This window comes from Halobaculum sp. EA56 (genome assembly GCF_051195075.1).
Taxonomy (GTDB): Archaea; Halobacteriota; Halobacteria; order Halobacteriales; family Haloferacaceae; genus Halobaculum.
In genome coordinates this window covers 157,673-181,037 of sequence record NZ_JBNTJX010000001.1, presented here as the reverse complement: position 1 = coordinate 181,037, position 23,365 = coordinate 157,673, and the positions used below count along the sequence as shown (strand labels likewise).

General features: G+C 72.9%; 24 protein-coding genes. 9 read left to right on the top strand and 15 right to left on the bottom strand.

Annotation, left to right across the window (positions count from 1 at the left end):
- Window positions 1–291: 291 nt before the first annotated feature.
- From ACQUQ1_RS00855 to ACQUQ1_RS00845, 3 genes are all read left to right on the top strand, one after another.
- Entirely contained in the window at window positions 292–600 is a 309-nt protein-coding gene (locus tag ACQUQ1_RS00855; protein ID WP_435062289.1) for a hypothetical protein, read from the top strand.
- 62 nt (window positions 601–662) lie between these two features.
- Entirely contained in the window at window positions 663–848 is a 186-nt protein-coding gene (locus ACQUQ1_RS00850; RefSeq protein WP_435062287.1) for a DUF4177 domain-containing protein, read from the top strand.
- Entirely contained in the window at window positions 845–1,915 is a 1,071-nt protein-coding gene (locus ACQUQ1_RS00845; RefSeq protein WP_435062285.1) for a hypothetical protein, read from the top strand. The genes ACQUQ1_RS00850 and ACQUQ1_RS00845 overlap by 4 nt, the downstream gene beginning before the upstream one ends.
- A gap of 120 nt (window positions 1,916–2,035) precedes the next feature.
- Here ACQUQ1_RS00845 and ACQUQ1_RS00840 read toward each other — a convergent pair whose 3' ends face one another.
- Together ACQUQ1_RS00840 and ACQUQ1_RS00835 are read right to left on the bottom strand one after the other, a co-directional pair.
- Window positions 2,036–2,599: a DUF5812 family protein gene (locus tag ACQUQ1_RS00840; RefSeq protein WP_435062283.1), complete on the bottom strand. Its 564-nt coding sequence runs from the start codon at window positions 2,597–2,599 to the stop codon at window positions 2,036–2,038.
- Window positions 2,600–2,679: 80 nt separating this feature from the next.
- A complete protein-coding gene (locus ACQUQ1_RS00835; RefSeq protein WP_435062281.1) occupies window positions 2,680–3,201 on the bottom strand; it encodes a hypothetical protein in 522 nt (173 codons plus the stop codon).
- Window positions 3,202–3,372: 171 nt separating this feature from the next.
- Here ACQUQ1_RS00835 and ACQUQ1_RS00830 point away from each other — a divergent pair, with 171 nt between their 5' ends.
- Together ACQUQ1_RS00830 and ACQUQ1_RS00825 are read left to right on the top strand one after the other, a co-directional pair.
- Window positions 3,373–4,656 (top strand): glucose-6-phosphate isomerase, encoded by a 1,284-nt coding sequence (locus tag ACQUQ1_RS00830; protein ID WP_435062279.1) that lies wholly within the window; start codon window positions 3,373–3,375, stop codon window positions 4,654–4,656.
- A 1-nt stretch (window position 4,657) separates the two neighbouring features.
- Window positions 4,658–5,401, top strand: coding sequence for a CPBP family intramembrane glutamic endopeptidase (locus ACQUQ1_RS00825; protein WP_435062277.1), 744 nt, complete (start codon window positions 4,658–4,660; stop codon window positions 5,399–5,401).
- Between the two features lie 116 nt (window positions 5,402–5,517).
- Here the strand turns inward: ACQUQ1_RS00825 and ACQUQ1_RS00820 are convergent, their stop codons facing one another.
- On the bottom strand, window positions 5,518–5,976 hold the full coding sequence (locus ACQUQ1_RS00820) for an NOB1 family endonuclease (RefSeq protein WP_435062275.1): 459 nt from the start codon (window positions 5,974–5,976) through the stop codon (window positions 5,518–5,520).
- The gene (locus ACQUQ1_RS00815) at window positions 5,976–6,221 is read right to left on the bottom strand and encodes a PRC-barrel domain-containing protein (protein WP_435062274.1); all 246 of its coding nucleotides are present in this window, start codon (window positions 6,219–6,221) and stop codon (window positions 5,976–5,978) included. The genes ACQUQ1_RS00820 and ACQUQ1_RS00815 overlap by 1 nt, the downstream gene beginning before the upstream one ends.
- A 323-nt stretch (window positions 6,222–6,544) precedes the next feature.
- Here ACQUQ1_RS00815 and infB point away from each other — a divergent pair, with 323 nt between their 5' ends.
- Window positions 6,545–8,359 carry a translation initiation factor IF-2 gene (gene infB / locus ACQUQ1_RS00810; protein ID WP_435062272.1) on the top strand — a complete coding sequence of 605 codons (1,815 nt, stop codon included), beginning with the start codon at window positions 6,545–6,547 and terminating at the stop codon, window positions 8,357–8,359.
- Between the two features lie 216 nt (window positions 8,360–8,575).
- Window positions 8,576–8,848, top strand: a complete 273-nt coding sequence (locus ACQUQ1_RS00805; protein WP_435062270.1) for a hypothetical protein — start codon at window positions 8,576–8,578, stop codon at window positions 8,846–8,848.
- Window positions 8,849–9,062: 214 nt separating this feature from the next.
- Here the strand turns inward: ACQUQ1_RS00805 and ACQUQ1_RS00800 are convergent, their stop codons facing one another.
- The 7 genes from ACQUQ1_RS00800 to ACQUQ1_RS00770 form a co-directional block, all read right to left on the bottom strand.
- The gene (locus ACQUQ1_RS00800; RefSeq protein ID WP_435062268.1) at window positions 9,063–9,443 is read right to left on the bottom strand and encodes a DUF5811 family protein; all 381 of its coding nucleotides are present in this window, start codon (window positions 9,441–9,443) and stop codon (window positions 9,063–9,065) included.
- A gap of 272 nt (window positions 9,444–9,715) precedes the next feature.
- Entirely contained in the window at window positions 9,716–10,198 is a 483-nt protein-coding gene (locus ACQUQ1_RS00795) for a pyruvoyl-dependent arginine decarboxylase (protein WP_435062266.1), read from the bottom strand.
- A gap of 337 nt (window positions 10,199–10,535) precedes the next feature.
- On the bottom strand, window positions 10,536–11,771 hold the full coding sequence (pan2, locus tag ACQUQ1_RS00790) for a proteasome-activating nucleotidase Pan2 (RefSeq protein WP_435062264.1): 1,236 nt from the start codon (window positions 11,769–11,771) through the stop codon (window positions 10,536–10,538).
- 108 nt (window positions 11,772–11,879) lie between these two features.
- Window positions 11,880–13,682 carry an oligoendopeptidase F gene (gene pepF, locus ACQUQ1_RS00785; protein WP_435062262.1) on the bottom strand — a complete coding sequence of 601 codons (1,803 nt, stop codon included), beginning with the start codon at window positions 13,680–13,682 and terminating at the stop codon, window positions 11,880–11,882.
- A 101-nt stretch (window positions 13,683–13,783) separates the two neighbouring features.
- The gene (locus ACQUQ1_RS00780) at window positions 13,784–14,902 is read right to left on the bottom strand and encodes a methyltransferase domain-containing protein (RefSeq protein WP_435062260.1); all 1,119 of its coding nucleotides are present in this window, start codon (window positions 14,900–14,902) and stop codon (window positions 13,784–13,786) included.
- Between the two features lie 114 nt (window positions 14,903–15,016).
- A complete protein-coding gene (locus ACQUQ1_RS00775) occupies window positions 15,017–16,852 on the bottom strand; it encodes a DUF7343 domain-containing protein (RefSeq protein ID WP_435062258.1) in 1,836 nt (611 codons plus the stop codon).
- Window positions 16,849–16,980, bottom strand: coding sequence for a hypothetical protein (locus ACQUQ1_RS00770; protein ID WP_435062256.1), 132 nt, complete (start codon window positions 16,978–16,980; stop codon window positions 16,849–16,851). The genes ACQUQ1_RS00775 and ACQUQ1_RS00770 overlap by 4 nt, the downstream gene beginning before the upstream one ends.
- 328 nt (window positions 16,981–17,308) lie before the next feature.
- Here ACQUQ1_RS00770 and ACQUQ1_RS00765 point away from each other — a divergent pair, with 328 nt between their 5' ends.
- On the top strand, window positions 17,309–17,761 hold the full coding sequence (locus ACQUQ1_RS00765) for a hypothetical protein (protein WP_435062254.1): 453 nt from the start codon (window positions 17,309–17,311) through the stop codon (window positions 17,759–17,761).
- Between the two features lie 300 nt (window positions 17,762–18,061).
- On the top strand, window positions 18,062–19,390 hold the full coding sequence (locus tag ACQUQ1_RS00760; protein ID WP_435062252.1) for a M28 family peptidase: 1,329 nt from the start codon (window positions 18,062–18,064) through the stop codon (window positions 19,388–19,390).
- 40 nt (window positions 19,391–19,430) lie between these two features.
- Here ACQUQ1_RS00760 and ACQUQ1_RS00755 read toward each other — a convergent pair whose 3' ends face one another.
- The 4 genes from ACQUQ1_RS00755 to ACQUQ1_RS00740 form a co-directional block, all read right to left on the bottom strand.
- Window positions 19,431–20,081, bottom strand: a complete 651-nt coding sequence (locus tag ACQUQ1_RS00755; protein WP_435062250.1) for an HAD family hydrolase — start codon at window positions 20,079–20,081, stop codon at window positions 19,431–19,433.
- 57 nt (window positions 20,082–20,138) lie between these two features.
- Window positions 20,139–21,050: a tRNA pseudouridine(38-40) synthase TruA gene (gene truA / locus ACQUQ1_RS00750; protein ID WP_435062248.1), complete on the bottom strand. Its 912-nt coding sequence runs from the start codon at window positions 21,048–21,050 to the stop codon at window positions 20,139–20,141.
- Entirely contained in the window at window positions 21,050–22,366 is a 1,317-nt protein-coding gene (hisS, locus tag ACQUQ1_RS00745; RefSeq protein ID WP_435062246.1) for a histidine--tRNA ligase, read from the bottom strand. The genes truA and hisS overlap by 1 nt, the downstream gene beginning before the upstream one ends.
- 110 nt (window positions 22,367–22,476) lie before the next feature.
- Window positions 22,477–23,349, bottom strand: coding sequence for an EamA family transporter (locus tag ACQUQ1_RS00740; protein ID WP_435062802.1), 873 nt, complete (start codon window positions 23,347–23,349; stop codon window positions 22,477–22,479).
- Window positions 23,350–23,365: the final 16 nt, after the last annotated feature.

Genomic DNA, 23,365 nt, shown 5'->3' with positions numbered 1-23,365 from the left:
GTACGCCGCCCGTACGGTCTGGACGCCGGACCCCGCCACGACCGCCGTACCTCGGCCGCCACGAGCCGGCCGTCGCGACTCGACCGGCGGCGCCGGCGGCCAGCGACGCCGAATTCGCCGTCCGCACCGCCGGTCTTCGGCCGTGCCGCCGCGAGTCGAGACCGCCTCCCGCGCCGCCGACGATACAGCGGTATCCGCGATACGAAACCGAACCCGCCGGGCCGGACGGGTGTCGGTCGGGGCACCGACTCGGGCGACAGGGCGATGTGGCTCCGGGCCGTACCCGCGGCCATGAGCGAGGCGACGCGCGTGGTGCTGTCGTTCCCCGAGGGCCTGAGCGACTGGGGCCGAGACCAGATCGACACCGAGCGCTACCGGGGGTACCTCCGGCGGGTGCTCGAGGAACCGACCGTCGGCGACGAGCGCGAGGAGTTCGTCGACGTGGGGTGTTGCGGCGACTCGCTGGACCTCACCTTCCGCGTCGAGGCCGTCGAGGGCGGGACCCGCGTCGGCGAGTCGACGGCGGTCGAGCTGGTCGAGCGCGCCGGCGACGTCGAGGGCGGTTGGCGGGTCCAGTCGGCCGGCGGACCGACCGAGTAACCCCCTCCCCGGCGCTTCGGCCGGCGGGGTGCGTTTTTTACACCCGCCATGGATGTACGACCATGGCACCCGAGGCGTGGGAATACGAGACGTTACAGCCGCCACGCGGGGCGACCCGGAAGGAGGCGGTCGATCCGAAGGCCGAGCTGAACGAGCTCGGCGAGGAGGGATGGGAGCTCGTCGACACCGTCGACTACGTCGGCGGCGGGACGAAGTACCTCGTGCTCAAGCGGCCCGCCGAGCGATGAGCGTCGAGCCCGACGCCGAGGTCGACGCCGACGCCGGCGAGGACACGGAGATCGAGACCTCGGGGGACACCGACATCTCCACGGCGAACACGATGCGCGAGCGGGCCGACGAGAGCCGGATCAAGCTGTGGGTGTTGCTCAAGGCGAACAGGCTGCTCATCGCCGGCGTGCTCGGGCTGGCGGTCTTCCTCGCGCTGGTCGGGGTCGGGACGACGGCCGGGATCGCCGGGAACCTCGAGTCCGGGGACACGAAGGGGACGATCTTCTCGACGTTGCTGGGGGCGATCATCACCGGCACCACGCTGGTTGTCACGATCAGTCAACTGGTCGTCTCCCAGGAGAACGGGCCGCTCGGGGACCAGCACGAACGCATGAGCAACACGATGGACGTGCGCGAGTACGTCGGCGACCTGTACGACGGGCCGACGCCGGTCGACCCCTCCGCGTTCCTCCGGCGGCTGGTCGAGGAGACCGGGCGTCGGGCGGAGGCGCTGCGCGACTCCGTCGCCGACAGCGACGACGACGACCTCCGCGCGGAGGTCGACGAGTTCACCGAGAGCCTCACCGGGAACGCGGAGACGGTGAGCGACCGCCTCGACGGCGCGACGTTCGGCAGCTTCGGGGTGGTGTTCGCCGCGCTGGACTTCAACTACGGCTGGAAGATCTTCCAGGTGGAACGGATCGGACACGACCACGCGGACGCGATCGACCCCGACACCGAACGCCTCCTCTCGGATCTGCGGACGGCCCTCTCGATGTACGGCCCCGCGCGCGAACACATCAAGACGCTCTACTTCCAGTGGGCGCTCGTCGACCTCTCGCAGCTCATCCTCTACGCCGCGGTGCCGGCGCTCGTCGTCGCCGGGAGCACGCTCGCGTTCTTCGGGAGCGGGCCCCTGCCCGGAACGACCCTCGGGGTGGCGAACGTGCTCTGGCTCGTCGCCGCCGCCTTCACCGTCTCGGTGCTCCCGTTCCTCATCCTCGTGTCGTACATCGCGCGGATCGCCACCGTCGCCAAGCGGACACTCGCGATCGGGCCGCTCATCCTCCGCGGGTCGCAGCGGTAGGCCCGACCCGATCTGCCGCGGGCGTTCGGTTCGATATCGCGCCGTAGGGTTTATCGGCCGGGGATCGGAGCCCGGGCTCGCACGGGTCGTTCGCGCCGGAGAAGTCGGACGAGAGCCGTTTCAGGGCATGTACCGCACGACGACGACGCCCGGCGCCGACCGCACCTCGACGCGGTTCACGCCGAGGCGGGCGGCGCGCGACCGGACGCCGTCCTCGTCGGCGAGCACGTCGGCGACGGCCCGTTCCGTGTCGGCCTCGGGGACGGTGACGACGTGGAGTTCCCCCGTGCCGGCGCGCTCGGTCCGGGTGAGTTCCCCGACCGGCTGGTCGGCGGCGACGTCGAGCGACTGGCGCGTCGGCGGCTCCTCGCTCTCCTCGACGGCGATGTGGCGGCGCTCGCGGACCTCGACGAGCTGCCAGGAGACGTTCATCGGCGGGTCCGGGGCGACACTCCCCTCGACAGCCTCGCCCTCGTCGACGCCGGGGTTCGAGGAGAGCGCGTGCACCTGCCCGGAGGCGACGTCCCGGAGGACGGCGGAGCCGTCGTCCGCGTGGGTGACGAGGAAGGTGCCGTCCTTCTCGCCGTCTGCGGTGTCGGCGGCGCCGGCGTCGCCGCCGGTCGCCCGGTCGAGCGCGTCGCGGACGGCGTCCGGCTCTGAGCCGTCGGAGTCGCGGTCGGTCATGAGGGTCGGTAGGCCGGCGACGCTTTTCCCCGTGTCGCTCCGCTCCCCACGCGAGCGGCTCGCCGCCGGGGCGCGAGGCGCTACCGCCGGAGGTAGTGTGCGGCGGCGATCAGCAGGCCGCCGGCGGCGGGGAACGCGAGGCCGGCGGACGCCGGGAGGGGAGTCTGCTCCGCGCCGACGGCCGCGCCGACGTACAGCGACGCGAGGAAGGCGTAGCCGGCGAGCGCGAGCGAGGCGTCGTAGCCGGGGCGGCGCGACGCCCCCCGGCGGCGCGAGCGGGCGACGAGGAGGACCGGCGTGATGGCCGGCCCGACGGCGCCGAGGCCGACGAGGACGTAGAACGCCCGGACGATGGAGAAGCGCGCCTGGGCGGTCGCGCCGAACAGCGTCACGAGCGCCAGGCCGAACAGCACGGTCAACAGGAGCGCCGCGAGGCCGCCGACGGCGACGTAGGACTTGCACACCAGCGAGTCGGTCGCGCGGAAGGCGTACGGGAACGCGCCGAACACGCCGCGGTAGCCCTCGTCGTCGGCGCCCGTCCCGTCCGCGGTGCCCGCCTCCGACGTGGCCGTCGCGTCGGGCGTCGCCTCGGCGTCGGTCATCGGCGGCGGTTGGGCCGCGGCAGGGTTAAGCCCCCCGTCCGCCGTCCCGGACCGCCGGGTCGTCCCCGCGGGAGCCGCCGGCCCGGATCCGCCCCGCGGAGGGGGATCGGTCGCGTCCGGCCCGCCCGCACAGACGGCAGGGTTTTGCCGACGGCGGACCGCCCACCGCACATGAACGTCGACATCGGCAACGCGCTCGGGGGCGACCTCGGCCTGGAGCGCGCGGACCTGGACGCGCTCGACGGGCGCGTCGCCGACGCCCACGAGCGCATCGAGCGCGGCCGCGCGGACGCCGAACACGGCTACGCGGCCCTGAACCTCCCCGAGACGTGCGATCCCGACGCGATCCGGCGCGTCGCCGACGGGTTCGATCCGGACCACCTCCTCACGGTCGGCATCGGCGGCAGCGCGCTCGGCGCGGCCACGCTCACCGACGCGCTCGGCGCCGGCGTCGACTGCCGCTACCTCGACAACGTCGACCCGGCGTGGGTCCGCGGGATCCTCGACGAGGTGGACCTCTCGGAGACCGTGGTGAACGTCGTCTCCCGCTCGGGGACGACCGCCGAGACGCTCGCGAACTTTCTGGTCGTCCGCGAGGCGATGGAGGCGGCGGGCGTCGACTGGACCGACCGCACCGTCGTCACGACCGGCGAGGCGGGGAACCTCCGGGCGATGGCCGACGAGCACGACCTCCCGGTGTTGCGGGTGCCCGACGGGGTTCCGGGGCGGTTCTCGGCGCTCTCGACGGTCGGGCTGTTCGCCGCCGCGGTCGCGGGCGTCGACATCGACGCCGTGCTCGCGGGCGCCGCCGACGAGGCCGACCGCCTCGCGGGCTCGCTGTTCGAGTCGCCCGCCTACGCGTACGGCGCGACGGCGTACGCGCTTGCCGAGCGCGGCGCGGCGACGAACGCGGTGATGCCGTACGCCGAGTCGCTGGAGCGGTTCGCCGAGTGGTTCGCCCAGCTGTGGGCCGAGTCGCTCGGGAAGGACGGCGGCGGCCAGACGCCCGCCCGGGCGCTCGGCGCGACCGACCAGCACAGCCAGCTCCAGCTGTATCGGGCCGGCCCGGCCGACAAGCTCGTGACGCTCGTACGGCCCCGCGAGGGCGCCGACGTGGCCATCCCCGAGACGGACCTGGCGGGGCTGTCGTACCTCGGCGGGTCGTCGCTGGGGGCGCTCATGGACGCGGAGTTCCGCGCGACCGAGGCGAGCCTCGCGGCCGCCGGGCGCGAGAACGTCCGGGTCGAACTCGACCGCGTCGACGCGGGCGGGGTCGGCGAACTGCTGTACGGGATGGAGGCGGCCTGCGTGCTGTACGGCGAACTCGCCGGCGTGGAGACGTTCACCCAGCCCGCCGTCGAGTGGGGCAAGAAGGCCGCCCGGGGGCTGCTCGGCGGCGGCGACTTCCCGGAGGCCGAGGCCGTGACGGGGAAGCGTCGGCTGGAGGTGGAGTGAGGTGAGCGTCGAGTTCGGTCCCCCGGCGGAGGGGATCCGGCCGCGGGCGGTCGCGGTCCGGGGCGGGCAGGCGCTGCTGGCGCTGCTGTCGGCGCTAGTGGCCGCCTGGACGGTCACGCCCGCGTTCCGGGCGGCCGCCTCGGCGCTCGGAGCCGCCGACGGCTCGGCCGCGATGGCGGTCGCCGCGACGGTCGGCCAGTACGTCGGCTTCGCCGTCGCCGCGGTCCTGTTCGTCGTCTACGCCGGCGACCGCGACCTGCTCCGGGCCCGCGTGCCGACCCGACGGGAGGCCGCGCTGGCGGTCGCCGGGTCGGTCGGCCTGATCGTCGCCGGCTACGCGATCATCGCGGCGTTCGCCGCGGTCGGGATCACGCCGAGCACCAACCGCGCGCTGCGAAACCCGCCGCCGTACTTCCTCGCGATGATCCCCCTCTCCTTCCTCGCGGTCGCCGTCGGCGAGGAGTTGGTCTTCCGGGGCGTCGTGCAGGGCGAACTCCGCCGGGCGCTCGGCCCGGCCGGCGCCGTCGCCGTCGCGTCCCTGCTGTTCGGGGCGATCCACTTCGGCGCGGGCGCCGGCACCACCGAACAGCAGCTCGTGTACGTCGTCATCGCGACGGTCCTCGGCGCCGTTCTCGGCGTCCTCTACGAGTACACCGAGAACCTCGTCGTCCCCGTCGTCGTCCACGGCGCCTACAACGCCGTCCAGTTCGCGGTCCAGTACGCCTCCGCGACCGGCCTGGCGTAGCGACAGTACCGCCCGTCCGATCCCTTCAGCGATCCTATCCACTGCCGTCGGTGACGCCGGAAGTCGGTGACTGCGGTACGGATCGGAGGACTCGGGCCGTCAGTTCGGCCGCCCGCTCACGCGGGGTTCTTCCGCGAGAGGTCGCTGCCGCAGATCGGACAGCGGTCGCGGTTCTCGTCGAACGTCCGGCCGCAGCCGGCGCACTGGAAGCGCCACTCGCGCTCCTCCTCGATGCCGTCGCGGGCGATGACGCGGACGCTCACGTCCATGTGCTCGGCGACGTTCTGCATCGCGTAGTCGTCGGTGACGAGCGTCGCGTCGAGCTCGAAGGCGGCCGCCAGCAGCCGGAGGTCCGTCTCCGACAGCTCCGCCAGGTCGCCCGTCTCCTCGGCCGCGCTGCGGACGCGTCCGATCGCCCCCTCGCCGGGGACGTGGATGTGCATCCCGGCGCCCTCCTCGGCGTCGAATCGGAGGGCGGTCTCGCCGGTGAGCTCCGACTGGACCGCCGGGATGGAGGCCGTTCGCCCGTCGCTGTCGTACCCGTGGATGAACGCCGAGGCGTCGAGGACTTCCATTACGTGCGGACGACGATGTAGTCCTTCACGGCCTGCACGTTCCCGACCGGCACGTGGAAGCGCCCGGACTCGTCGCGGTCGAACGGCACCTGCGCCGGCGAGAGCTCCTCGTTCGGCGTGACGAGGAGGTCCGACAGCGCGCCCGTCTTCAGGTCCATCGTGATGTTGTACAGCATCCCGAGTTCGGTGCCGTCCGAGCCCATGACGGCCTTGCCCGAGAGGTTCTCGGCGAGGATATCTGCCATACCTCGGTCAATTCGGTGCGTCACAATAAACGCCACGCCGGCGTCCGACGCGGGGCGTACGCCGCGGGACCGCCGCCGCGCCGAGGTGAGCGGGGCCGTCCCGGCGAACTGGACCGTCCCGGCGGGCGGGGACCGTTCCGGGGGACCGGGGGAGCACTGCGGGGCGCGTTCCGCGGACGGAACCGCGAGCGGGCGACCGGAACCGGAGGGTCGGGCGTGCGGTCCCGGAGTCGTCCGTCCGTCCCGGGAGTCGAAGCCCTTACCTCACGTCGCCGGCTCCGTACCGACAGGACCGGTTCTTCGCCGCAGGGAGGGATTCAGCCATGTCAGACACCAACTCGGACGCCGACGCACCGCTCGACGCCGGAGCGCTCCGCACCCCCATCGTGGCGGTGCTGGGCCACGTCGACCACGGGAAGACGACGCTGCTCGACCGCATCCGCGGATCGGCCGTACAGGAGGGCGAGGCGGGCGCCATCACCCAGCACATCGGGGCGACCGCGGTCCCCCTCGACACCATCTCGGAGATGGCCGGCGCGCTCGTCGACCCGACCGACTTCGACCTCCCCGGCCTGCTGTTCATCGACACGCCGGGGCACCACTCGTTCTCGACGCTGCGGTCGCGCGGCGGCGCCCTCGCCGACATCGCGGTGCTCGTCGTCGACGTGAACGACGGCTTCCAGCCGCAGACCGAGGAGGCGATCCAGATCCTCAAGCGCACCGGGACGCCGTTCGTCGTCGCCGCCAACAAGATCGACACGACGCCCGGGTGGAACCCCCGGGAGGGCGAGCCGATCCAGCAGTCCCTGGAGAAGCAGTCCGACCGGGCGCAACAGCGTCTGAACGAGAACCTCTACGAACTCATCGGCGACCTCTCGGACGCCGGCTTCTCGGCGGACTTCTACTGGCGCGTCCAGGACTTCCGGTCGAACATCGGGGTCGTCCCCCTCTCGGCGCTGACGAGCGAGGGCATCCCCGACCTCCTGACCGTCCTCATGGGGCTGTCCCAACGGTACATGAAAGAGGAGATGTCCGTCGACGTCGACGGCCCGGGCGTCGGCACGGTGCTGGAGGTGAAAGACGAGCGGGGCTTCGGCGCGACGCTGGACGTGGTGCTGTACGACGGCGTCGTCCGCGAGGGCGACACGATCGTCGTCGGCGGCCGCGACGACCCGATCGTCACGGAGGTTCGCGCGCTGCTCCAGCCGCGTCCCAACGCCGAGATCCGGACCGAGAAACGCTTCGAGCGCGTCGACGAGGTCGGCGCGGCGGCGGGCGTGAAGATCGCCGCGCCGGACCTCGACGAGGCGATGTCCGGCGCGCCCGTCCGGGTCGTCCGCGGCGACGACGTGGAGTCCGTGAAGGAGGAGGTCAGGAAGGAGCTCGCGAGGATCGAGGTCGACACCGCCGAGGACGGCGTCGTCGTGAAGGCCGACACCCTCGGCAGCCTGGAGGCGATGGCGAACGCGCTGGAGGAGGCGGAGGTCCCCATCCTCCGCGCGGAGGTCGGCGACGTGGCCCCCCGGGACGTGACGGTCGCCGAGACCGCCAACGAGGAGAAGCACCGGGTGATCCTCGGGTTCAACGTCGACGTGCTGGCCGACGCCGAGGAGACGCTGGAGCACAGCGACGTCAGGCTGTTCGACGACGACGTGATCTACCAGCTCGTCGAGGAGTACGAGGGGTACGTCGAGGAGCTGGAGCGCGCCCAGCAGGAGACCGTCCTCGACAACATCACCAAGCCCGCGCGCTTCCGCATCCTCCAGGACCACACGTTCCGCCAGAACGACCCCGCAGTCGTCGGCGTCGAGGTCGTCTCCGGCACGGTCGCGAACAACCGCCAGGTCGTGAAGTTCGACGGGAGCGAGCCCGAGCGCGTCGGCACGCTCTCGGGTATCCAGCACCAGGGCGACGACGTCGAGTCCGCGCAGGCGGGCGAGCGCGTCTCGGTCGCCATCGACGGCCCGACCGTCGGCCGCCAGATCGAGGAGGGCGACGAGCTGTGGATCGAACTGCCCGAGAAGCACGCGAAGATCCTCGAACAGGAGCTCGCCTCCGAGATCCGCGCCGACGAGATCGAGGCGCTGAAGGCGTATCTGGAGAAGCGGCGGAAGGCGGACCCCTTCTGGGGGAAGTAACCGTACCGTTCCTCCCCGATTTCGGACGATCCCGCCGGCAACGACGACCGCCGAACCGACGAGGCCAGACCCCGGGACACGGCGACGAAAACGTGACCGCGTGGGTAGGTGTGACCCCGGGGACAAGCACGCGTAGGCGACGCGTATTATCCCGATATTATTTCCTCCGTAACGTATTTTACGAACCGTAGAGTACGTCTACCCGGGTGAGAGACGATGAGCGTTCGAGACCCCTCCAGCGACGGCTTCGGCCGGGCGGTCACCCGCTCCGGCGACGTGCCGCTCTCGAAGTACGACCTCCTGCTGGCCGCCGTGCCGGTGCTGTTGCTCGCCGGGACCGTCGGCGGGACGACGCTGCCGCTGCCGACGACGGTCGGAACGGGTCTCGGATCGGTCGTCGCGGCGATACTCGTCGGCTACGGGCTGTTCGTCGCCTCCCCCGTCGACGGCGGAGGCGGTCGCGGCGGCGACGGGCGCGCCGGCGAGTGACCGCCGTGTGAGATATCGGTCGTACCGATCAGCCGCCTCGTGTTCCGAATTTTTCGTTGTTCCAACGTTCCGGACAGATTGCAGGACGTCGATACGGATCGGGGCATAGAGCGTCGAACCGAGGTGCGGAGGAGTCGTCGGCGTCGCTCCGTGGTGTCGGTGGGGTCGTCGGTCGGGTACCTGACGGTCCGACCGGGTCGGCGTCCCGTCGTCGCTACCGCGCCGTCGGTTCGAGGTCGTCGCCGACGGCGGACATGACCTGCACGGCGGCGCTGGCGGCGAGGCCCTTGGCGACCTCGTCGCGGTCGTCGTCGTCGAGGCCCGCCTCCACGTCCTCGATGTCGGGCGAGAAGCCCGCCGAGACGGCGTGGCCGACCGGCGGCTGGACCGCGACGGTGGCCTGCGGCCCGTTGCTGCCGTAGGAGAGTTCGGAGCCGACGGCGTAGCCGTCGGGGAGATACGACTCGGTGCGCGTCACGATGTTGGCGACCGCCCGGCGGAGCGCGTCCTTCTGGTCGGCCGAGAGGTCGACCTCCTCGGGTTGCCCCGCCTCGACGACGCCGGGCGCCCCCGCATAGGGGTTGTTGCCGTTCATCAGGTAGGAGGTCGCTTGGGGAGGTCCGTGTATAAAGCCGTCGGCGACGTGTCGGCCGGAGACACTGACGAGCGGCCGCCTCCCGGCCGAACGCCGTCCGCGACGGCGGCGGCGAGCGTCGTCCCGCGTCGCCGCCGCACCGAGGGGTCCCCTGTGGAGCGAGCGACCGGCCCGGCCGCCGCGTTCGGTTCATAGTGATTGCGACGACTATGTACCGGTGCGACCGCACGCCGTCGTGCAGTCGATCCCGGACTGACTCGTAGCAATCACTATCAGGCGATCGGCTCGCTCTCGCCGTAGGCGGCGACGACGACGGCGGCGACGTACGCCCCGGGGTCGGTCTCGACGCTCGCCAGGCGCGTCTCCTCCGCCTCGAAGGTCCACTCGCGGAGGTCCCGCCCGGCTGCGAGCCCCTCCAGCGCCGTCTCGCGGACGGCGTCCGGGTCGGTGCCGGTGGCCTCGTAGAACAGCCCCGGCCCGGGGCCGGTCGCCCACGCGAGGCCGGCGACGACGCGGTCGGTCTCGTGGGCGTCCGCGGGCGTCGCCGAGGCGTGCGCCTGCACGACCGTGAGGCGGTCGCCCGCGGGACCCAGGTCCGGGGCGGTGTCGACCGCCCGCACCGTCGCGCTCGCCGGGACGACCGACGAGACGGTCACGAGGTTGAAGTCGCCGACGCCGGCGTCCGCGAGCGCGGCGTCGTAGGCGGCCAGCTCGGTGGGGCCGCGGCCGACGCCGTCGACGACGTGGATGTCCATGTCGGAGGACGGGCGGGGGGAGGAAAGTGGGTGTCGAATGCGAGGCGCGAACGAAGTGAGCGCCTCGGAAGGACGGCGGAGCGGTCTTCGTGCCGCTCCGCCCACCGAAACGCGAGGCGCGAGGCCGAGCGAAGCGAGGCCTCGAAGCGAACGGGGAGCGAAGCGACCCGTGAGCAGAGCGAACAGCGCGAACGAAGTGAGCGCCTCGGACGGACGGCGGAGCGGTCTTCGTGCCGCTCCGCCCACCGAAACGCGAGGCGCGAGGCCGAGCGAAGCGAGGCCTCGAAGCGAACGAAGCGACAGAACCGCGTGACTGCGACGCGGATCGGAGCCGTCGTCAGTACTGGTAGCGGCCGAACTCGCCGTCGTTGAAGACCGGGCCCTCGTCGTCGGTCTCGACCTTCTCGCGGGCCTGCTCGAAGTCCTCGCGGCGGACGGTCGTGCGCCCGTCGCGGATGGCGAACATCCCCGCCTCGGTCGTGAGTGCGGCGATGTCGGCGCCGGAGTAGTCGTCGAGCTCGGCGGCGAGGTCGGCGAAGTCCACGTCGTCGGCGATCGCCATCTCGCGGGTGTGGATCTCGAGGATGTGCTCGCGCCCCTCGGGGCCGGGCTTGGGCACCTCGATGAGGCGGTCGAACCGGCCCGGCCGCAGGATCGCCTCGTCGAGCATGTCGAAGCGGTTGGTGGCGGCCATGATCCGCACCTCGCCGCGGTCGTCGAAGCCGTCCATCTCCGAGAGGAGCTGCATCATCGTCCGCTGGACCTCGGCGTCGCCGGAGGTCTTCGAGTCCGTCCGCTTGGCCGCGACGGCGTCGATCTCGTCGATGAAGATGACGGCCGGCTCGCGCTCCTCGGCGAGGTCGAACAGGTCGCGCACGAGGCGGGCGCCCTCGCCGATGAACTTTCGGACCAGCTCGGAGCCGGCCATCTTGATGAAGGTGGCGTCGGTCTCGTTGGCGACGGCCTTCGCGAGCATCGTCTTGCCCGTCCCCGGCGGCCCGTGCAGCAGGACGCCGCTGGGCGGCTGGATCCCCACCTGACGGAACTGCTCGGCGTTGATCATCGGGTCCTCGACGGCCTCGCGCACCTCGCGGACCTGGTCGTCGATGCCGCCGATGTCGGCGTAGGTGACGTCCGGGGAGGCGTCGACCTCCATCGCCTGCGCCCGGGCGTCCGTCTCGTCGTCGAGGACGGTCTGAACGCCGAAGGAGTCGTTGATCGCGACGCGGTCGCCCGCCTCCAGCTCGTCCTCCAGCTGGGGCGAGAGGTCGGTGAGCACCTCCTGGTTGTTGCCGTGCTGTTTGATCACCGCGCCGTCCTCGGTGAGCTCCTCGACGGTGGCGATGTACAGCGAGGACGTCTTGAGCGCCTCGTTGCGGCGCTTGAGTTCGTCGACCTCCTCGCGGAGTTCGCTGCGGCGGCTCTGGGCCTCCTCGAGGCGGTCGTCCAGCTCCTCGTTCACCTGGACGATGCGCTCGAAGTGTTTGCGAAGCGCCTCCAGCCGCTCGCCCTCGCTCATGTCGGGATCCAGGTCGAGGCGAGGCCGGTCGGGGAGGGACGGACTCCGAGACATTTCTCGACCGTGCTTGGGTAGCGCCGTTAATGTGGCTTTGGGTGGCGGGAGCGTTCGCCCCTGCGTCGGAGGCGGGGGCGTGCGCCCGCAGTCCGGCACCGGCGGCGCCTACAGGTCCAGCAGCGCCTCGGCCTCGTCGAGGTAGTCGTCGTACACGCCGATCGCCGACTCGACGGGCCGGCTGTCCGTCATGTCGATCCCGGCGATGTCGAGCACGTCGATCGGGTACTCCGAGCCGCCCGCGCGCAGCGCCGACCGGTACGCCTCGGCGGCGGCCTCGCCCTCGGCCTCGATCCGGTCGACGATGGCCGCGGCCGCCGAGATGCCCGTCGAGTACTGGTAGACGTAGAAGTTGTAGTAGAAGTGCGGGATCCGCATCCACTCGCGGCGGATGTGCTCGTCCACGGTCGCGTCGGCGTGGGCGTAGAACTCCGCCTTCAGGTCGCCGTACAGCTCTTCGAAGGTGTCGGGCGTGAGCGGCTTGCCCGCCTCGTCGTGCTCGTGGATGGTCTGCTCGAACGCCGCGAACATGGTCTGGCGGAACAGCGTCGAGCGGAACCGCTCCAGGTACTGGTCCAGCGCGTGCGCCCGGAGCTCGTCGGAGTCGGCGTGCTCCAGCAGGTGCTTCGTCAGCAGCGTCTCGTTGACCGTGGAGGCGACCTCGGCGACGAAGATCTCGTAGTCCGCGTACTGCCACGGCTGCGCCTCCTTCGCCAGCTCCGAGTGCATCGAGTGGCCCAGCTCGTGCGCCAGGGTGTACATCGAGGAGACGTCGTCCTGGTAGTTCATCATGATGAACGGCTGGGTGTCGTACGTTCCCGCCGAGTAGGCGCCCGAGCGCTTCCCGCGGTTCTCGTACACGTCGACCCAGCGCGACTCCAGGCCCTCGGCCATCCGTCGCTGATATTCCTCGCCCAGCGGCGCGACCGCCTCGACGACGTGTTCCTTCGCCTCCTCGTAGCTGATCTCCGGGCCCTCGTCGCCCGTCAGCGACATGTAGAGGTCCCACATCTCCAGGGTGTCGACGCCGAGCGCGCGGCGTTTGAGATCGGCGTGCCGGCCCAGCGAGTCGAGGTTGTCGCGGACGGTGTCGACGAGCGTGTCGTACACCTCGACCGGAACGTTCGGCCCGTCGAGCGCCGCCTCGCGGGCGGAGTCGTACTCGCGGATCTCGGCCATCTTCACGTCCTTCTTCACGCTCTTGGCGAGCGTCGTGCCCACCGTGTTGCGGACGGTCTCCCACTCCGAGTAGAACGCCTCGTGGACGCGCCGGCGGAAGTCCCGGTCGGGCTTCTGGAGGAGCGTGGTGAAGTTGCCCTGGGAGATCTCGACGTCGTCGCCGTCGGGGCCCTCCACCGTCGGGAAGGTCATGTCGGCGTCCGACAACATCGAGTACGCCTCGCTCGCGGCGCCGGTGACCTCGCTCAGGTCGGCGAGGAGCTCCTCCACTTCGGCCGAACGCGTGTGCGGCTTCATCCGGAGCACGTCGTCGAGGAAGTGCTCGTACTCGCGGAGGGCGGGCTCCTCGTCCATCAGCTCCTCGACCTCGTCCCACGACAGCTCCTGCAGTTCGGGTTCGAGGTAGCTGGACGCGCTGGACGCCTCCGCCGACAGCGCCTGCGCCTTCGAGGACATCGCCTGGTACTCCTGGTCGCGGGTGTCCTCGTTCGAGCGGAGGCGGGCGTAGGAGGTGACCTTCGCCACCTCCCGGAACACCGACTCGTAGGTGTCGAGCAGCTCCCGGAGGGTGGCCGCGCTCTCGGTCGCGCGCCCCTCGTAGGCGCGCAGGTCGTCGAGTCGCTCCTCGCACTCCTCGTACGCCTCCTCCCACGCCCCGTCGTCCGCGTAGATGGACTCGATGCTCCACTTGTACTCCGCGTCGATCTCAGAGCGCTCGGGAACCGAACTCATTACCCGAGCCTGCCGGTCGGCGGTGGTAAGTCTTGCCAAGCCGGCCGACGGCCGGCGGCCGACGGTGTCGGAGGGCCCCGACGACCCGCCGGGGGAGCCCGTCAGGCCCGCTCGGCGACGAGCAGCCGGACCCCCGGTGCCCGGCGGAACGTCCGCGAATCGACGCGGGCGAGCCCCGCGGCGTCGATCCACCGGGTCGTCGCCTCCTCGTCGGGCGTTCCGCTCCCGAGCGTGACGAGGTACGTGAGGTCGATCAGCGCGACGCCGACGGCCGCCAGGTTCGTCGGTCCGTCCGCGTCGAACTGGTCGAGGACGGCGAGCCGGCCGCCGGGCGCGAGCGCCGCCGCCGCGCGGTCGAGCAGGTCGGCCGCCTCGTCGGGGTCGTGGCCGTGGAGCACGTTGAACAACAGGATCAGGTCGTAGCCCTCGTCGGGGTCACCCGAGCGGTCCGCGTCCGGTTCCTCGCCGGGGGAGGATCCGGTCTCGGGGTCGGCGGCTCCGACCGCCCCGAGCCGCTCCCACAGGTCGTCCGCGAGGTAGTCGCCCCCGACGAGTCGCACGTCGGCGTCCGCCGCCGCGGCAGCCTCCCGCGCGGGCCCCAGCGCAGCCGGGTGGTCGACGAGCGTCACGGCCGCGCCTCGCTCGGCGAGTTCGACGGCGTACGCGCCGTGTCCCCCGCCCAGATCGAGGACGCTGGCGCCCGCCACGTCGCCGAGGGCGTCCGCGACCGGCCCCTGAAGGAGCGAGGCGGCCGAGCGGAACCCCGCCTGCGTCGTCGCCCATGCGTCCTCGTCGTCGCCGAGCCACTCGTACAGCGACTCCCCGGGGTCGCCCTCGCGGACGGCCCGGGCGGCGTGGTCGCGCCAGTACGGGAGCACCACGTCGGTCCAGAAGCGTACGAACGGCGCGAGGTTCGCCTCGCCGCCGGCGGTGAGCCACCGCTCGGTGGCGCGCGTCCGCCGGTACTCGTCGCCGTCGCGGGCGACGTAGCCGACTGCGGCGAGCGCGTCGAGGAGCGTTTCGAGGGCCTCCCGGTCGAGTTCGAGCTCCCTCGCGAGGTCCGCGGCGGTTCGCGACCCGTCGAGCGCCGCGAACACGCCGAGATCCTCCGCCAGCGCGGCCGCGTGCAGCGACGCCGCGCCGTGCACGTCGAGGATCGCCGAGGGGGCGAGGTTCGCCCGGAACGCGAGCCGTTCGAGCAGGCCCGGGACCACCGGCATCAGTCGAGCCCGCCGTGGATGTCGGTCATACGCGCCCTTCGCGCCGAGCGAGGATATTCTGTTCGGCGAATCGATGAATCACATACCGCGATAGAAAATCTCTCGCCGGGCGGCTCAGGGCCGGTCCGCCGGCCCGTCGAACTCGTCGCGGCGGCGGGCCGCCTCAGGCACCGAGTCGGGGAGCGCGATGAGGTTCTGCCGGCCGAGCGCGATCTTGTGCAGGCTGCCGGCCTCGTCCATCCGCGAGAGGACGCGGCTCACCTTCGACTTCGACCAGCCGGTCTCCTCGACGATCCGGCTCTGCGGCAGGTGGCCGCCGTTGTCCTCGAGCGCCCGGAGGATCCGCTCCTCGTCGGAGAGACGGTCGTAGACGGCCACCGCCGACTCCCCGTCGTCGGGCGAGGGGGACCCGTCGGCCGACGGGTCGTCCCCGCCGGCAACCGGCTCCGTCGGGGACGGGGCGCTCCCTTCCGCCGCGGGCGTCGCCGGCGCCGGCTCCGTCCGCTCGTCGGCGTCGTCGGCCGCCCACGCCGTCCCCGTCGCGTTCGAGGGGGTCGGGTCCCCGTCGTCGTCGCCCCCGACGGCGGCGACGTCCGCCCGGCCCGGGTGGGTCGACTCGCCGTCGGCCTCGTCGTCCGGGGCCGCGGTCGCGGCCGCCGGTTCGTTCGGTTCGGCCGGAGACGCGGCGCGCTCGTCCGGGACCGCGGCGTCGCCGCCGGCGGGGATCGGATCGGCTGCGGTCCGGCGGCGCCAGCGGCGGACGGCGGCCGCGACGCCCGCGGCCGCCAGGGCCGCCACGACGAGCAGGGCCGCGGCCGACGCCGGTTCGACCGGCAGCCGCCCGAACGTGGACCCGTCGGCCGCGTCGCCCCCGCCGGACGGGTCCGTGCCGGCGCGCACCTCGACGCCGTCGGGCGTCCCGTCGTCGTCGCTGTCGGGGTCGGTCGGGTCGGTGCCGTGGGCGTTGACCTCCTCGCCGTCGGCGAGGTCGTCCCCGTCCGTGTCCCGGGCGTTCGGGTTCGTCCCGTACTCGTTCACCTCGGCGGCGTCCGAGAGGCCGTCGCCGTCGGTGTCGGGGCTGGTCGGATCGGTGCCGTGGACGTTCACCTCCGCGCCGTCCGCGAGGCCGTCCCCGTCCGTGTCCGCCACCGTCGGCGAGGTGCCGTACTCGGTCACCTCCGCGCCGTCGGCAAGGTTGTCGCCGTCGGTGTCGGGGTTCGTCGGGTCGGTCCCGTGCTCGTTCACCTCCGCGCCGTCGGCGAGCCCGTCGTCGTCGGTGTCCGTCGCCGTCGGGTTCGACCCGTAGGTGTCCAGTTCGATCCCGTCCGCGAGGCCGTCCCCGTCCGTGTCCGCCACGAGGGGGTCCGTCCCGTGCGTGTTGACCTCGGCGCCGTCCGCGAGGCCGTCCCCGTCCGTGTCGGCCGTGAACGGGTCGGTTCCGAGGTCGACCTCGCGCTCGTTCGGGAGGCCGTCGCCGTCGGCGTCGCCGTCGCGCGCGAGGACGCGGAGGTCGAGGTCCGCGGTCGCGAGCGTCGCGTTCGAGCCGGCCTCGCTCACGCGTGCGGTGAGCACCTGGCTGCCGGTCGCGTTCGCCGGCCACCCGTCGACGGCGACGGTCACGTTCGCGGTGCCGTTCACCCGCTCCGTCGAGCACCCGACCGTCGTCGAGCGGTTCGCGTCGGGGGGGCCGGCGTCGAGACACACCTCGTACCGCCCGGGGTCGTCTGCCGTAACCGAGACGGCGAACGCGTGGTCGCCCTCGCGCCACAGCGTCAGTCCGTCGCCGACGGGGGCGCTCCCCGCCCCGACGTACCGAACGTCGTCGATCCCGGCGGGCTCCCGGACGGCGGGCGTCCCGGCCGCCGGCGCGGCCGCGACGGCGAGGGCGCCGGAGACCACCGCGATCACCGCCAGCAACGCGAGGAGGCGGCGCGAGGGCGGTTCCGTCATCCGTTCGCGGGCGGGTTCCGGGGCGGCTCGCGACCGACGCGGGTGTCGCCTGACGCGGGCGAACGCGGGAGCGCCTCCCCGGTCGGGATCGGCGCCGCGACCGGTGGCTGGTGGGTGGAGGGGATCACTGTCGGAACGACGACGGCGCCGGGCAAAAACCTTCGTCAGTCGCCGGACGGACACGCCGCCGTCTGGCGGTTTCTCGGGGCGACGGCCGCGGTCGCGGACCGGGTACGGATCAGATAACCGCGACGGGCCCGCCGGCGGTCAACCCCGAAAGAGGGCCCTACCGATCCGAAACGCTCGCGTACCGGGCGGCGTCGATCGCGGCTCCCCGACGGAACGGTCCGAAACGGTCCGAAACCGAACAACCGATCGGAAGCGACGGCCACGGTCGGGCCGGTTTATTCCGGAGACCGGCGTCGGCATCCACCGCGGCATCCACCGCGAACTGTCATGGTTGGGAGAACACCACTCGCAGTCCTCGGCGTCGTCCTGCTGCTGCTCGTGGCCGGCTGTGCCGGCCCGGGCGCCGGCAGCGGCGCGGGGACACCGACGGCGGAGCAGAACGACACCGATCCGATGGAACAGACCGAGCCGGCGGCCGAAGAGGAGCCCGGAGCGTCCGGCACGGACACCGAGGAGGAGACCGAGGACGACGCGACGGACGGCGGAACTGACGGCAACACCACCGACGACACCACGGTCGGAAACTCGACCGACGGCGACACCACCGACAACAGTACCGACGACACCACCGACAACAGTACCGACGACACCACCGACAACAGTACCGACGACACCACCGACGACAGTACCGACGACACCACCGACGGAAACACGACCGACGACAACAGCACGGACGACACGACGGAGGTGACCGGCGCCGCGCTGCCGGGCCCCCGCTAGCGCCAGACCGACACGGGCGGCGCCCGGACGGCGCGGGCCGCGAGCGCGACCCGGGCCGTCCGGAGCCACACCGCCCGCCGAACGCCGTGCCTCGCGGCGACGGGACGCCGGGGTGGATGACCCCGGTCCCCGCTGTCGCCCGCCCTCCAGTTTTATCCGGTACGCGGACCGCACGGAGCGTCGCATAGCCGAGTGCCGAGCCGGCGCCGGGCGGAGCGCGTCCGCGATCCGACGGCGGAGGCGGCGGTCCCGTCACCCGGCTCCCGCCGGGCTTTTGCCCGCACCGCCTGAGCGACGTGCATGGACCTCTCAGACGACGTCGCCGCCGCGGTCGGGCGGGCGTGGACCGACACCGACCCGTGGAGCTTCCTCACCGAGTTGACCGCGCTCGGGAGCCGCATGGGCGCCAGCGAGGGCGAGGCGCGGGCGGCCGGGACGGTCGCGGACGCGTTCGCCGACGCCGGCCTGAAGCGCGTCCGCGAGCAGCCGTTCGACGCGCCCGCGTGGCGCCGCGGGGAGACGACGCTCCGGCTGACCGCGCCCGGCGACCGGGAGTTCGAGGCGATCGCGTTGCCGTACAGCCCCGCCGGCGAGGTATCGGGCGAGCTGGTCGACGTGGGCTACGGCACGCCCGAGGAGATCGCGGCCGTCGACGTGGAGGGCAAGGTCGCCGTCGCGTCGACGACGACCCCGAGCGACTCCCGGTTCATCCACCGGATGGAGAAGTTCGGCGCGGCCGCCGAGGCCGGCGCGGAGGCGTTCGTGTTCGTCAACCACGTGCCCGGCCAACTGCCGCCGACCGGGTCGCTCACCTTCGGCGACGAGGCGAGCGTCCCGGCCGTGGGCGTGAGCAAGGAGACGGGCGCGTGGCTCACCGAGTACGCCGCCGAGGGCGGAACGGTCGACCTCGCCGTCGAGGCCGAGACCGTCCCCGGCGAGTCGCGCAACGTCCTCGCGCGGACCGGCCCCGAGACCGACGAGCACGTGCTCGCGGTGGCTCACTACGACGCCCACGACATCGCCGAGGGCGCCCTCGACAACGGCTGCGGGATCGCGACGCTGGTCGTGGCCGCGCGCGTGCTCGCGGCCGCAGAGCTCGACGTCGGCGTCCGGTTCGCCGCCGTCGGCTGCGAGGAGACGGGGCTGCTCGGCTCCGAACACCTCGCGGAGACGAGCGACCCGGACGCGGTGAAGGCCGTCGTCAACCTCGACGGTGCGGGCCGCTTCCGCGACCTGATCGCGATGACCCACACCTCCGAGGCGACCGCCGAGGTGGCCCGGCGCGTCGCCGACGGGACGCGCCAGCCGGTCGACGTCGAGGAGGAGCCGCACCCGTTCTCCGACCAGTGGCCGTTCGTCCGCCGGGGCGTGCCCGCGCTCCAGCTCCACTCGGACTCGGGCGAGCGCGGCCGCGGCTGGGGACACACCCACGCCGACACGCGCGACAAGGTGGACGACCGCTGCGTCCGCGAGCACGGCGTGCTCGCGGCGCTCATGGTTCGGGAGCTCGCCCGCGAGGACGTCGAGGCGCCCGTGCTCGACGCCTACGACTTGGAGGAGGCGTTCCGCGAGGCCGACTTCGAGCCCGGGATGAAGGCCGCCGGCCTGTGGCCGGACGACTGGGAGTAGCCCGGCGACCCGGCGTCGGGGGACGCGACCCCACGGTCGCTCACGCGAGCGCCGCGAGGTCGTCGAGCGCGTCCAGCTCGTACGTCGGATCCGTCGCGAGGTCGTAGCCGACGCGGTGCTCGCGGCGGACGAAGGCGCTGTCGACGCCGGCGCGGTCGGCCGCGAGCAGGTCGGCGTTCGAGTCGCCCACGAAGAGCACGTCGCGGGTGCCGATGCGGTCGAGCGCCCGCTGCAGGTACGTCGGGTCGGGCTTGCACCGCGCGAAGCCGTCGAGCGTCGGTTCGCGGCCGAGCGCGACCGAGACGCGTCCCTCCAGCCCGAACACGTCGAGCAGGTGGCGGATCGTCTCGTGCTGGTTGTTCGAGACGATCCCGATCGGACGGTCGAGCGCCTCGACGGTCGAACGCACGTCGTCGTACAGCGGCTTGCGGCCGTCGAGCATGGCGGTCCGCTGGGTGCTCGCGCTACAGGACTCGTGGCGCGCCCAGAACGACTCGGGGTCGACGCCGTAGCGGTCGCACGCGGCCGTGACCGCCTCGCGGTCGCCGTGGACGACCGAGTCGACCGCCTCCGGGCACGGGGCCGCCCCGGCCGACCGGAACGCCGCCTCGACGGCCGCCCGCCGGGTCTCGATGGGCGTCGGCCGCGTCAGCACTCCGTCGTTGTCGAAGATGACCGCCTCGTAGGCCATACCCCCGGTCCGGGCGCGTCCCTCCAAAGCCTCGCTATGAGGCGTCCGGACCCCGGGTTAGCGCTCGGGAGCGCTCGATAGCTCCCCGAGCACCCGGGCGCGGGCGAGCGCGTCGACCCGGCGCTCGGAGAACACCTCCCGCAGCGACGCGACCGCCCCGGGGTCGGGGTCGAAGTCGACGCCGGGGTAGCGCACGTCCGCGAGCACGAGCGGCTCTGGCGCGGCCGGCGCGACGCCGCGGGGACCCGTAAGCCGGTCGTCGCCGAGCACCTCGTCGACGCGGTCGAGGCCGGCGTCGCCGACCGCGACGCCGCGGACCAGCGTCGCGGCCCGGCGGACGAACCCGCGGGGGAAGCCGCCGGCGGCGACCGTGAGCACGAGGAACTCGCCGTCCGCGACGCCGGGAGCCGCGGCGTCGTCGTCGCCGGAGACGGTCTCGCCGCCGGCCGCGACCGACACCGAGAGGGCCCGTCGCGTGCGCGGGCCGCGCGGGTCGCTCGTGAGGTTGTGCACGTCGTGCTCGCCGGAGAGGCGGTCGGCGGCCGCCCGGGCGCGGTCAAGGTCCGCGTCGGGGGCGTGGAGGTGGTAGCGGTACGTCCGGCGGGCGGCGTCGTGGGTCGCGTGGAAGTCGGCGGACACGTCGGCGGCGGCCCACACCCGCACGTCGCCGGGGAGTTCGCTGTCGAACGCGCCCGGGGTGAGCCAGCCGGGCGCGTCGAACGCGACCGTCTGGCGGAGCGCCGACACCCCGCGGTCGGTGCGGCCGGCGGCGGCGTAGCCGGGCGGGGTGGCGCGCCCGGCGGGGGCGTCCCCGTCGCCGTCTCCGTCCTGCTTCCCGTCGCCGAGGACGTCCAGCGCCGCCAGCGCGTCGAGGAGGGCGTCCTCGACGGTCGGGACGTCCGGCTGGCGCTGGAAGCCGTAGAACGGGCGGCCGTCGTAGGCGACGCGGTACGCCCGGCGGGTCGCCATTACGCGAAGTCGCCGTACGTCGGCCGGTCGCGCTCGCCGGGGAAGTCGTCGACGGGCGCGGTCGTCTGGTCGCCCGAGGCCATGTCCTTCACCGTCACCTCGTCGTTCTCCAGGTCCTGCTCGCCGACGATGACGACGGTCTCGGCGTTGATCGAGTCCGCGTAGTTCAGTTGGGCGCCGAAGCTCCGCCCGGAGACGTCGGACTCGACGACGTGGCCCCGGCTCCGGAGGTCGCGGGCGATCCGCGCGGCGGTCGCCCGGGTGTCCCCCACCTGCAGCACGTAGTAGTCCGTCTCGATGCCCGCCTCCGGGGCGACGCCCGCGCGCTCCAGGAGGAGTCCGAGCGGGGCGTGGCCCGGCGCGACGCCGACCGCGGGCGTGGGCTGGCCGCCGAACTCCTCGATGAGGTCGTCGTAGCGGCCGCCGCCGAACACCGAGCGGCCGATCTCGCCGGTCGCGTCGAAGCACTCGAAGACGGCTCCGGTGTAGTAGTCGAGCCCGCGGGCGGTGTGCAGCGAGAGGTCGCAGTGCTCGCCGACGCCGAAGTCGTCGGCCGCGGCGAGCACGGCGCGGAGGTTGTCGACGGCGTCGGCGAGGCCCGGCGAGTCGGGCGCGAAGTCGGTCAGTTCGTCGAGGTTCGCGGGGTCGTCGACGCCGAGCAGGTCGTCGAACGCGCGGGCCTGGTCGTAGCCGAGGCCGGCGTCGTGGAGCAGGTCGAGGTACTCGGCCTCGTCGACCTTCTCGGACTTGTCGACCGCGCGGATGGCCGCGCGAACGTCCACGTCGGCCTCGAACGAGCGCAGCAGCGACCCGAGGATGTCGCGGTGGCTGACGCGGAACTCGAAGTCGTCGGCCGACAGGCCGAGTTCGGTCAGCGCGTCGGCGGCCGTCGCGAGCACCTCCGCGTCCGCCTCGGGCTCGGCCGACCCGAAGACGTCGACGTTCGTCTGGTAGAACTCCCGGAACCGCCCCTGCTGGACCGCCTCGTAGCGCCAGAACGGCCGCGTCGAGAACCACTTCACCGGCTTGGACAGCTCCTGGGCCTTCGCGGCGTACATCCGCGCGACCGTCGGCGTCAGCTCCGGCGCGAGGGTGACGTGGCGGCCGCCGTGGTCCTCGAAGGCGTACAGCTCGTCGACGATGTCGTCGCCGGACTTGTCGGTCCACATCTCGGCGGGCTCCAGGCGGGGGGTGTCGATCTCCCGGAAGCCGTACCGGCGCGCGACCGACTCCAGCGTGTCGGTCACCTCCCGCCGGACGGCCATCTCGGGGGGGTAGAAGTCGCGGAACCCCTTCAGGCGCTCGTAGGTTGGCATTGACGGGTACGTCGCGCGTCCGGGAGTTTAACCCCGTGGTTCGTGGTCGCGGTCGACCGACGGGGAACCCGGCCGAGGGCGCGGCGAGCGTCCCCCCGGCCGCCGCGCGCTCACACCGCGAGCAGGCCGACCCCGACCACCGCGAGCGCGGCGGCCACGAGGCGCGTGCCGAGTCGCCGCTCCTTCAGGATCACGCCCCCGAGCAGGACCGCGACGATCGCCTGCGTGTTGATCACCGGCGAGGCGACGCTCGCGGGGAGCAGCGAGAAGGCGACCGAGGTGAGGTGTTCGGCGACGGCGACCAGCAGCCCGAGGGCGACGAACGTCGTCGCCGTCGGCAGCGTCCGCCGGCCGCCGCCGGGCCAGTCGCGAACCGCAAGCGGGAGGAGCACGAGCAGCACCCCGCCGAGGACGAGCACCACGAGCGCCGCCGGCGGGAGCCCCACGCGGTCGAGCGCGGCCCGTTTCGCCACGTCGCCGACGGCGTACGCGCCGGCCGACAGCAGCGCGAGCTGTGCTGGGCGGGCGGTGACAGCCCGCCGGAGCGGCTCGGCCGGGTCGCCGCCGCGGTAGTTGGCGACGTACACCGCGACGGTGACGACGGCGACGCCGACGAACGCGAGCGCCGGGAGGTCGGCGCCGAGCAGGAGCAGCTCCAGCGGGAGGACGAACGCGGGCACTACCTTGTTGATCGGCGCCACGTACGACACCTCGCCGAGCGCGAGCGCGTTCACGAACAGGACGAAGCCGGCGCCGACGCCGAGGACGCTCCCGACGAGCGCGAGCGACCCGCCGAGTCCCAGCGTCGCGGCCGCGGGCACGTCCGCCGCCGACAGGCGCGAGAGCGCGACCGGGGCGTACCACGCGAGCGCGCAGGCGCTGACCAGCACCGTGAGCACCGTCGCGGGGACGCCCGCGACGTAGCGCTTCAGCGCGAACAGGTAGACGCCCCACAGCACCGCGGCCGCGACGGCGACGGCGATGCCGGGGGCGAGAGGG

What these genes read in the sequence shown, in the direction of transcription:
- ACQUQ1_RS00855 (WP_435062289.1), top strand. Translation starts at nt 292, where the DNA reads ATGAGCGAGGCGACGCGCGTGGTGCTGTCGTTCCCCGAGGGCCTGAGC.
- ACQUQ1_RS00850 (WP_435062287.1), top strand. Translation starts at nt 663, where the DNA reads ATGGCACCCGAGGCGTGGGAATACGAGACGTTACAGCCGCCACGCGGG.
- ACQUQ1_RS00845 (WP_435062285.1), top strand. Translation starts at nt 845, where the DNA reads ATGAGCGTCGAGCCCGACGCCGAGGTCGACGCCGACGCCGGCGAGGAC.
- ACQUQ1_RS00840 (WP_435062283.1), bottom strand. Translation starts at nt 2,599, where the DNA reads ATGACCGACCGCGACTCCGACGGCTCAGAGCCGGACGCCGTCCGCGAC.
- ACQUQ1_RS00835 (WP_435062281.1), bottom strand. Translation starts at nt 3,201, where the DNA reads ATGACCGACGCCGAGGCGACGCCCGACGCGACGGCCACGTCGGAGGCG.
- ACQUQ1_RS00830 (WP_435062279.1), top strand. Translation starts at nt 3,373, where the DNA reads ATGAACGTCGACATCGGCAACGCGCTCGGGGGCGACCTCGGCCTGGAG.
- ACQUQ1_RS00820 (WP_435062275.1), bottom strand. Translation starts at nt 5,976, where the DNA reads ATGGAAGTCCTCGACGCCTCGGCGTTCATCCACGGGTACGACAGCGAC.
- ACQUQ1_RS00815 (WP_435062274.1), bottom strand. Translation starts at nt 6,221, where the DNA reads ATGGCAGATATCCTCGCCGAGAACCTCTCGGGCAAGGCCGTCATGGGC.
- infB (WP_435062272.1), top strand. Translation starts at nt 6,545, where the DNA reads ATGTCAGACACCAACTCGGACGCCGACGCACCGCTCGACGCCGGAGCG.
- ACQUQ1_RS00805 (WP_435062270.1), top strand. Translation starts at nt 8,576, where the DNA reads ATGAGCGTTCGAGACCCCTCCAGCGACGGCTTCGGCCGGGCGGTCACC.
- ACQUQ1_RS00800 (WP_435062268.1), bottom strand. Translation starts at nt 9,443, where the DNA reads ATGAACGGCAACAACCCCTATGCGGGGGCGCCCGGCGTCGTCGAGGCG.
- ACQUQ1_RS00795 (WP_435062266.1), bottom strand. Translation starts at nt 10,198, where the DNA reads ATGGACATCCACGTCGTCGACGGCGTCGGCCGCGGCCCCACCGAGCTG.
- pan2 (WP_435062264.1), bottom strand. Translation starts at nt 11,771, where the DNA reads ATGTCTCGGAGTCCGTCCCTCCCCGACCGGCCTCGCCTCGACCTGGAT.
- pepF (WP_435062262.1), bottom strand. Translation starts at nt 13,682, where the DNA reads ATGAGTTCGGTTCCCGAGCGCTCTGAGATCGACGCGGAGTACAAGTGG.
- ACQUQ1_RS00780 (WP_435062260.1), bottom strand. Translation starts at nt 14,902, where the DNA reads ATGCCGGTGGTCCCGGGCCTGCTCGAACGGCTCGCGTTCCGGGCGAAC.
- ACQUQ1_RS00775 (WP_435062258.1), bottom strand. Translation starts at nt 16,852, where the DNA reads ATGACGGAACCGCCCTCGCGCCGCCTCCTCGCGTTGCTGGCGGTGATC.
- ACQUQ1_RS00765 (WP_435062254.1), top strand. Translation starts at nt 17,309, where the DNA reads ATGGTTGGGAGAACACCACTCGCAGTCCTCGGCGTCGTCCTGCTGCTG.
- ACQUQ1_RS00760 (WP_435062252.1), top strand. Translation starts at nt 18,062, where the DNA reads ATGGACCTCTCAGACGACGTCGCCGCCGCGGTCGGGCGGGCGTGGACC.
- ACQUQ1_RS00755 (WP_435062250.1), bottom strand. Translation starts at nt 20,081, where the DNA reads ATGGCCTACGAGGCGGTCATCTTCGACAACGACGGAGTGCTGACGCGG.
- truA (WP_435062248.1), bottom strand. Translation starts at nt 21,050, where the DNA reads ATGGCGACCCGCCGGGCGTACCGCGTCGCCTACGACGGCCGCCCGTTC.
- hisS (WP_435062246.1), bottom strand. Translation starts at nt 22,366, where the DNA reads ATGCCAACCTACGAGCGCCTGAAGGGGTTCCGCGACTTCTACCCCCCC.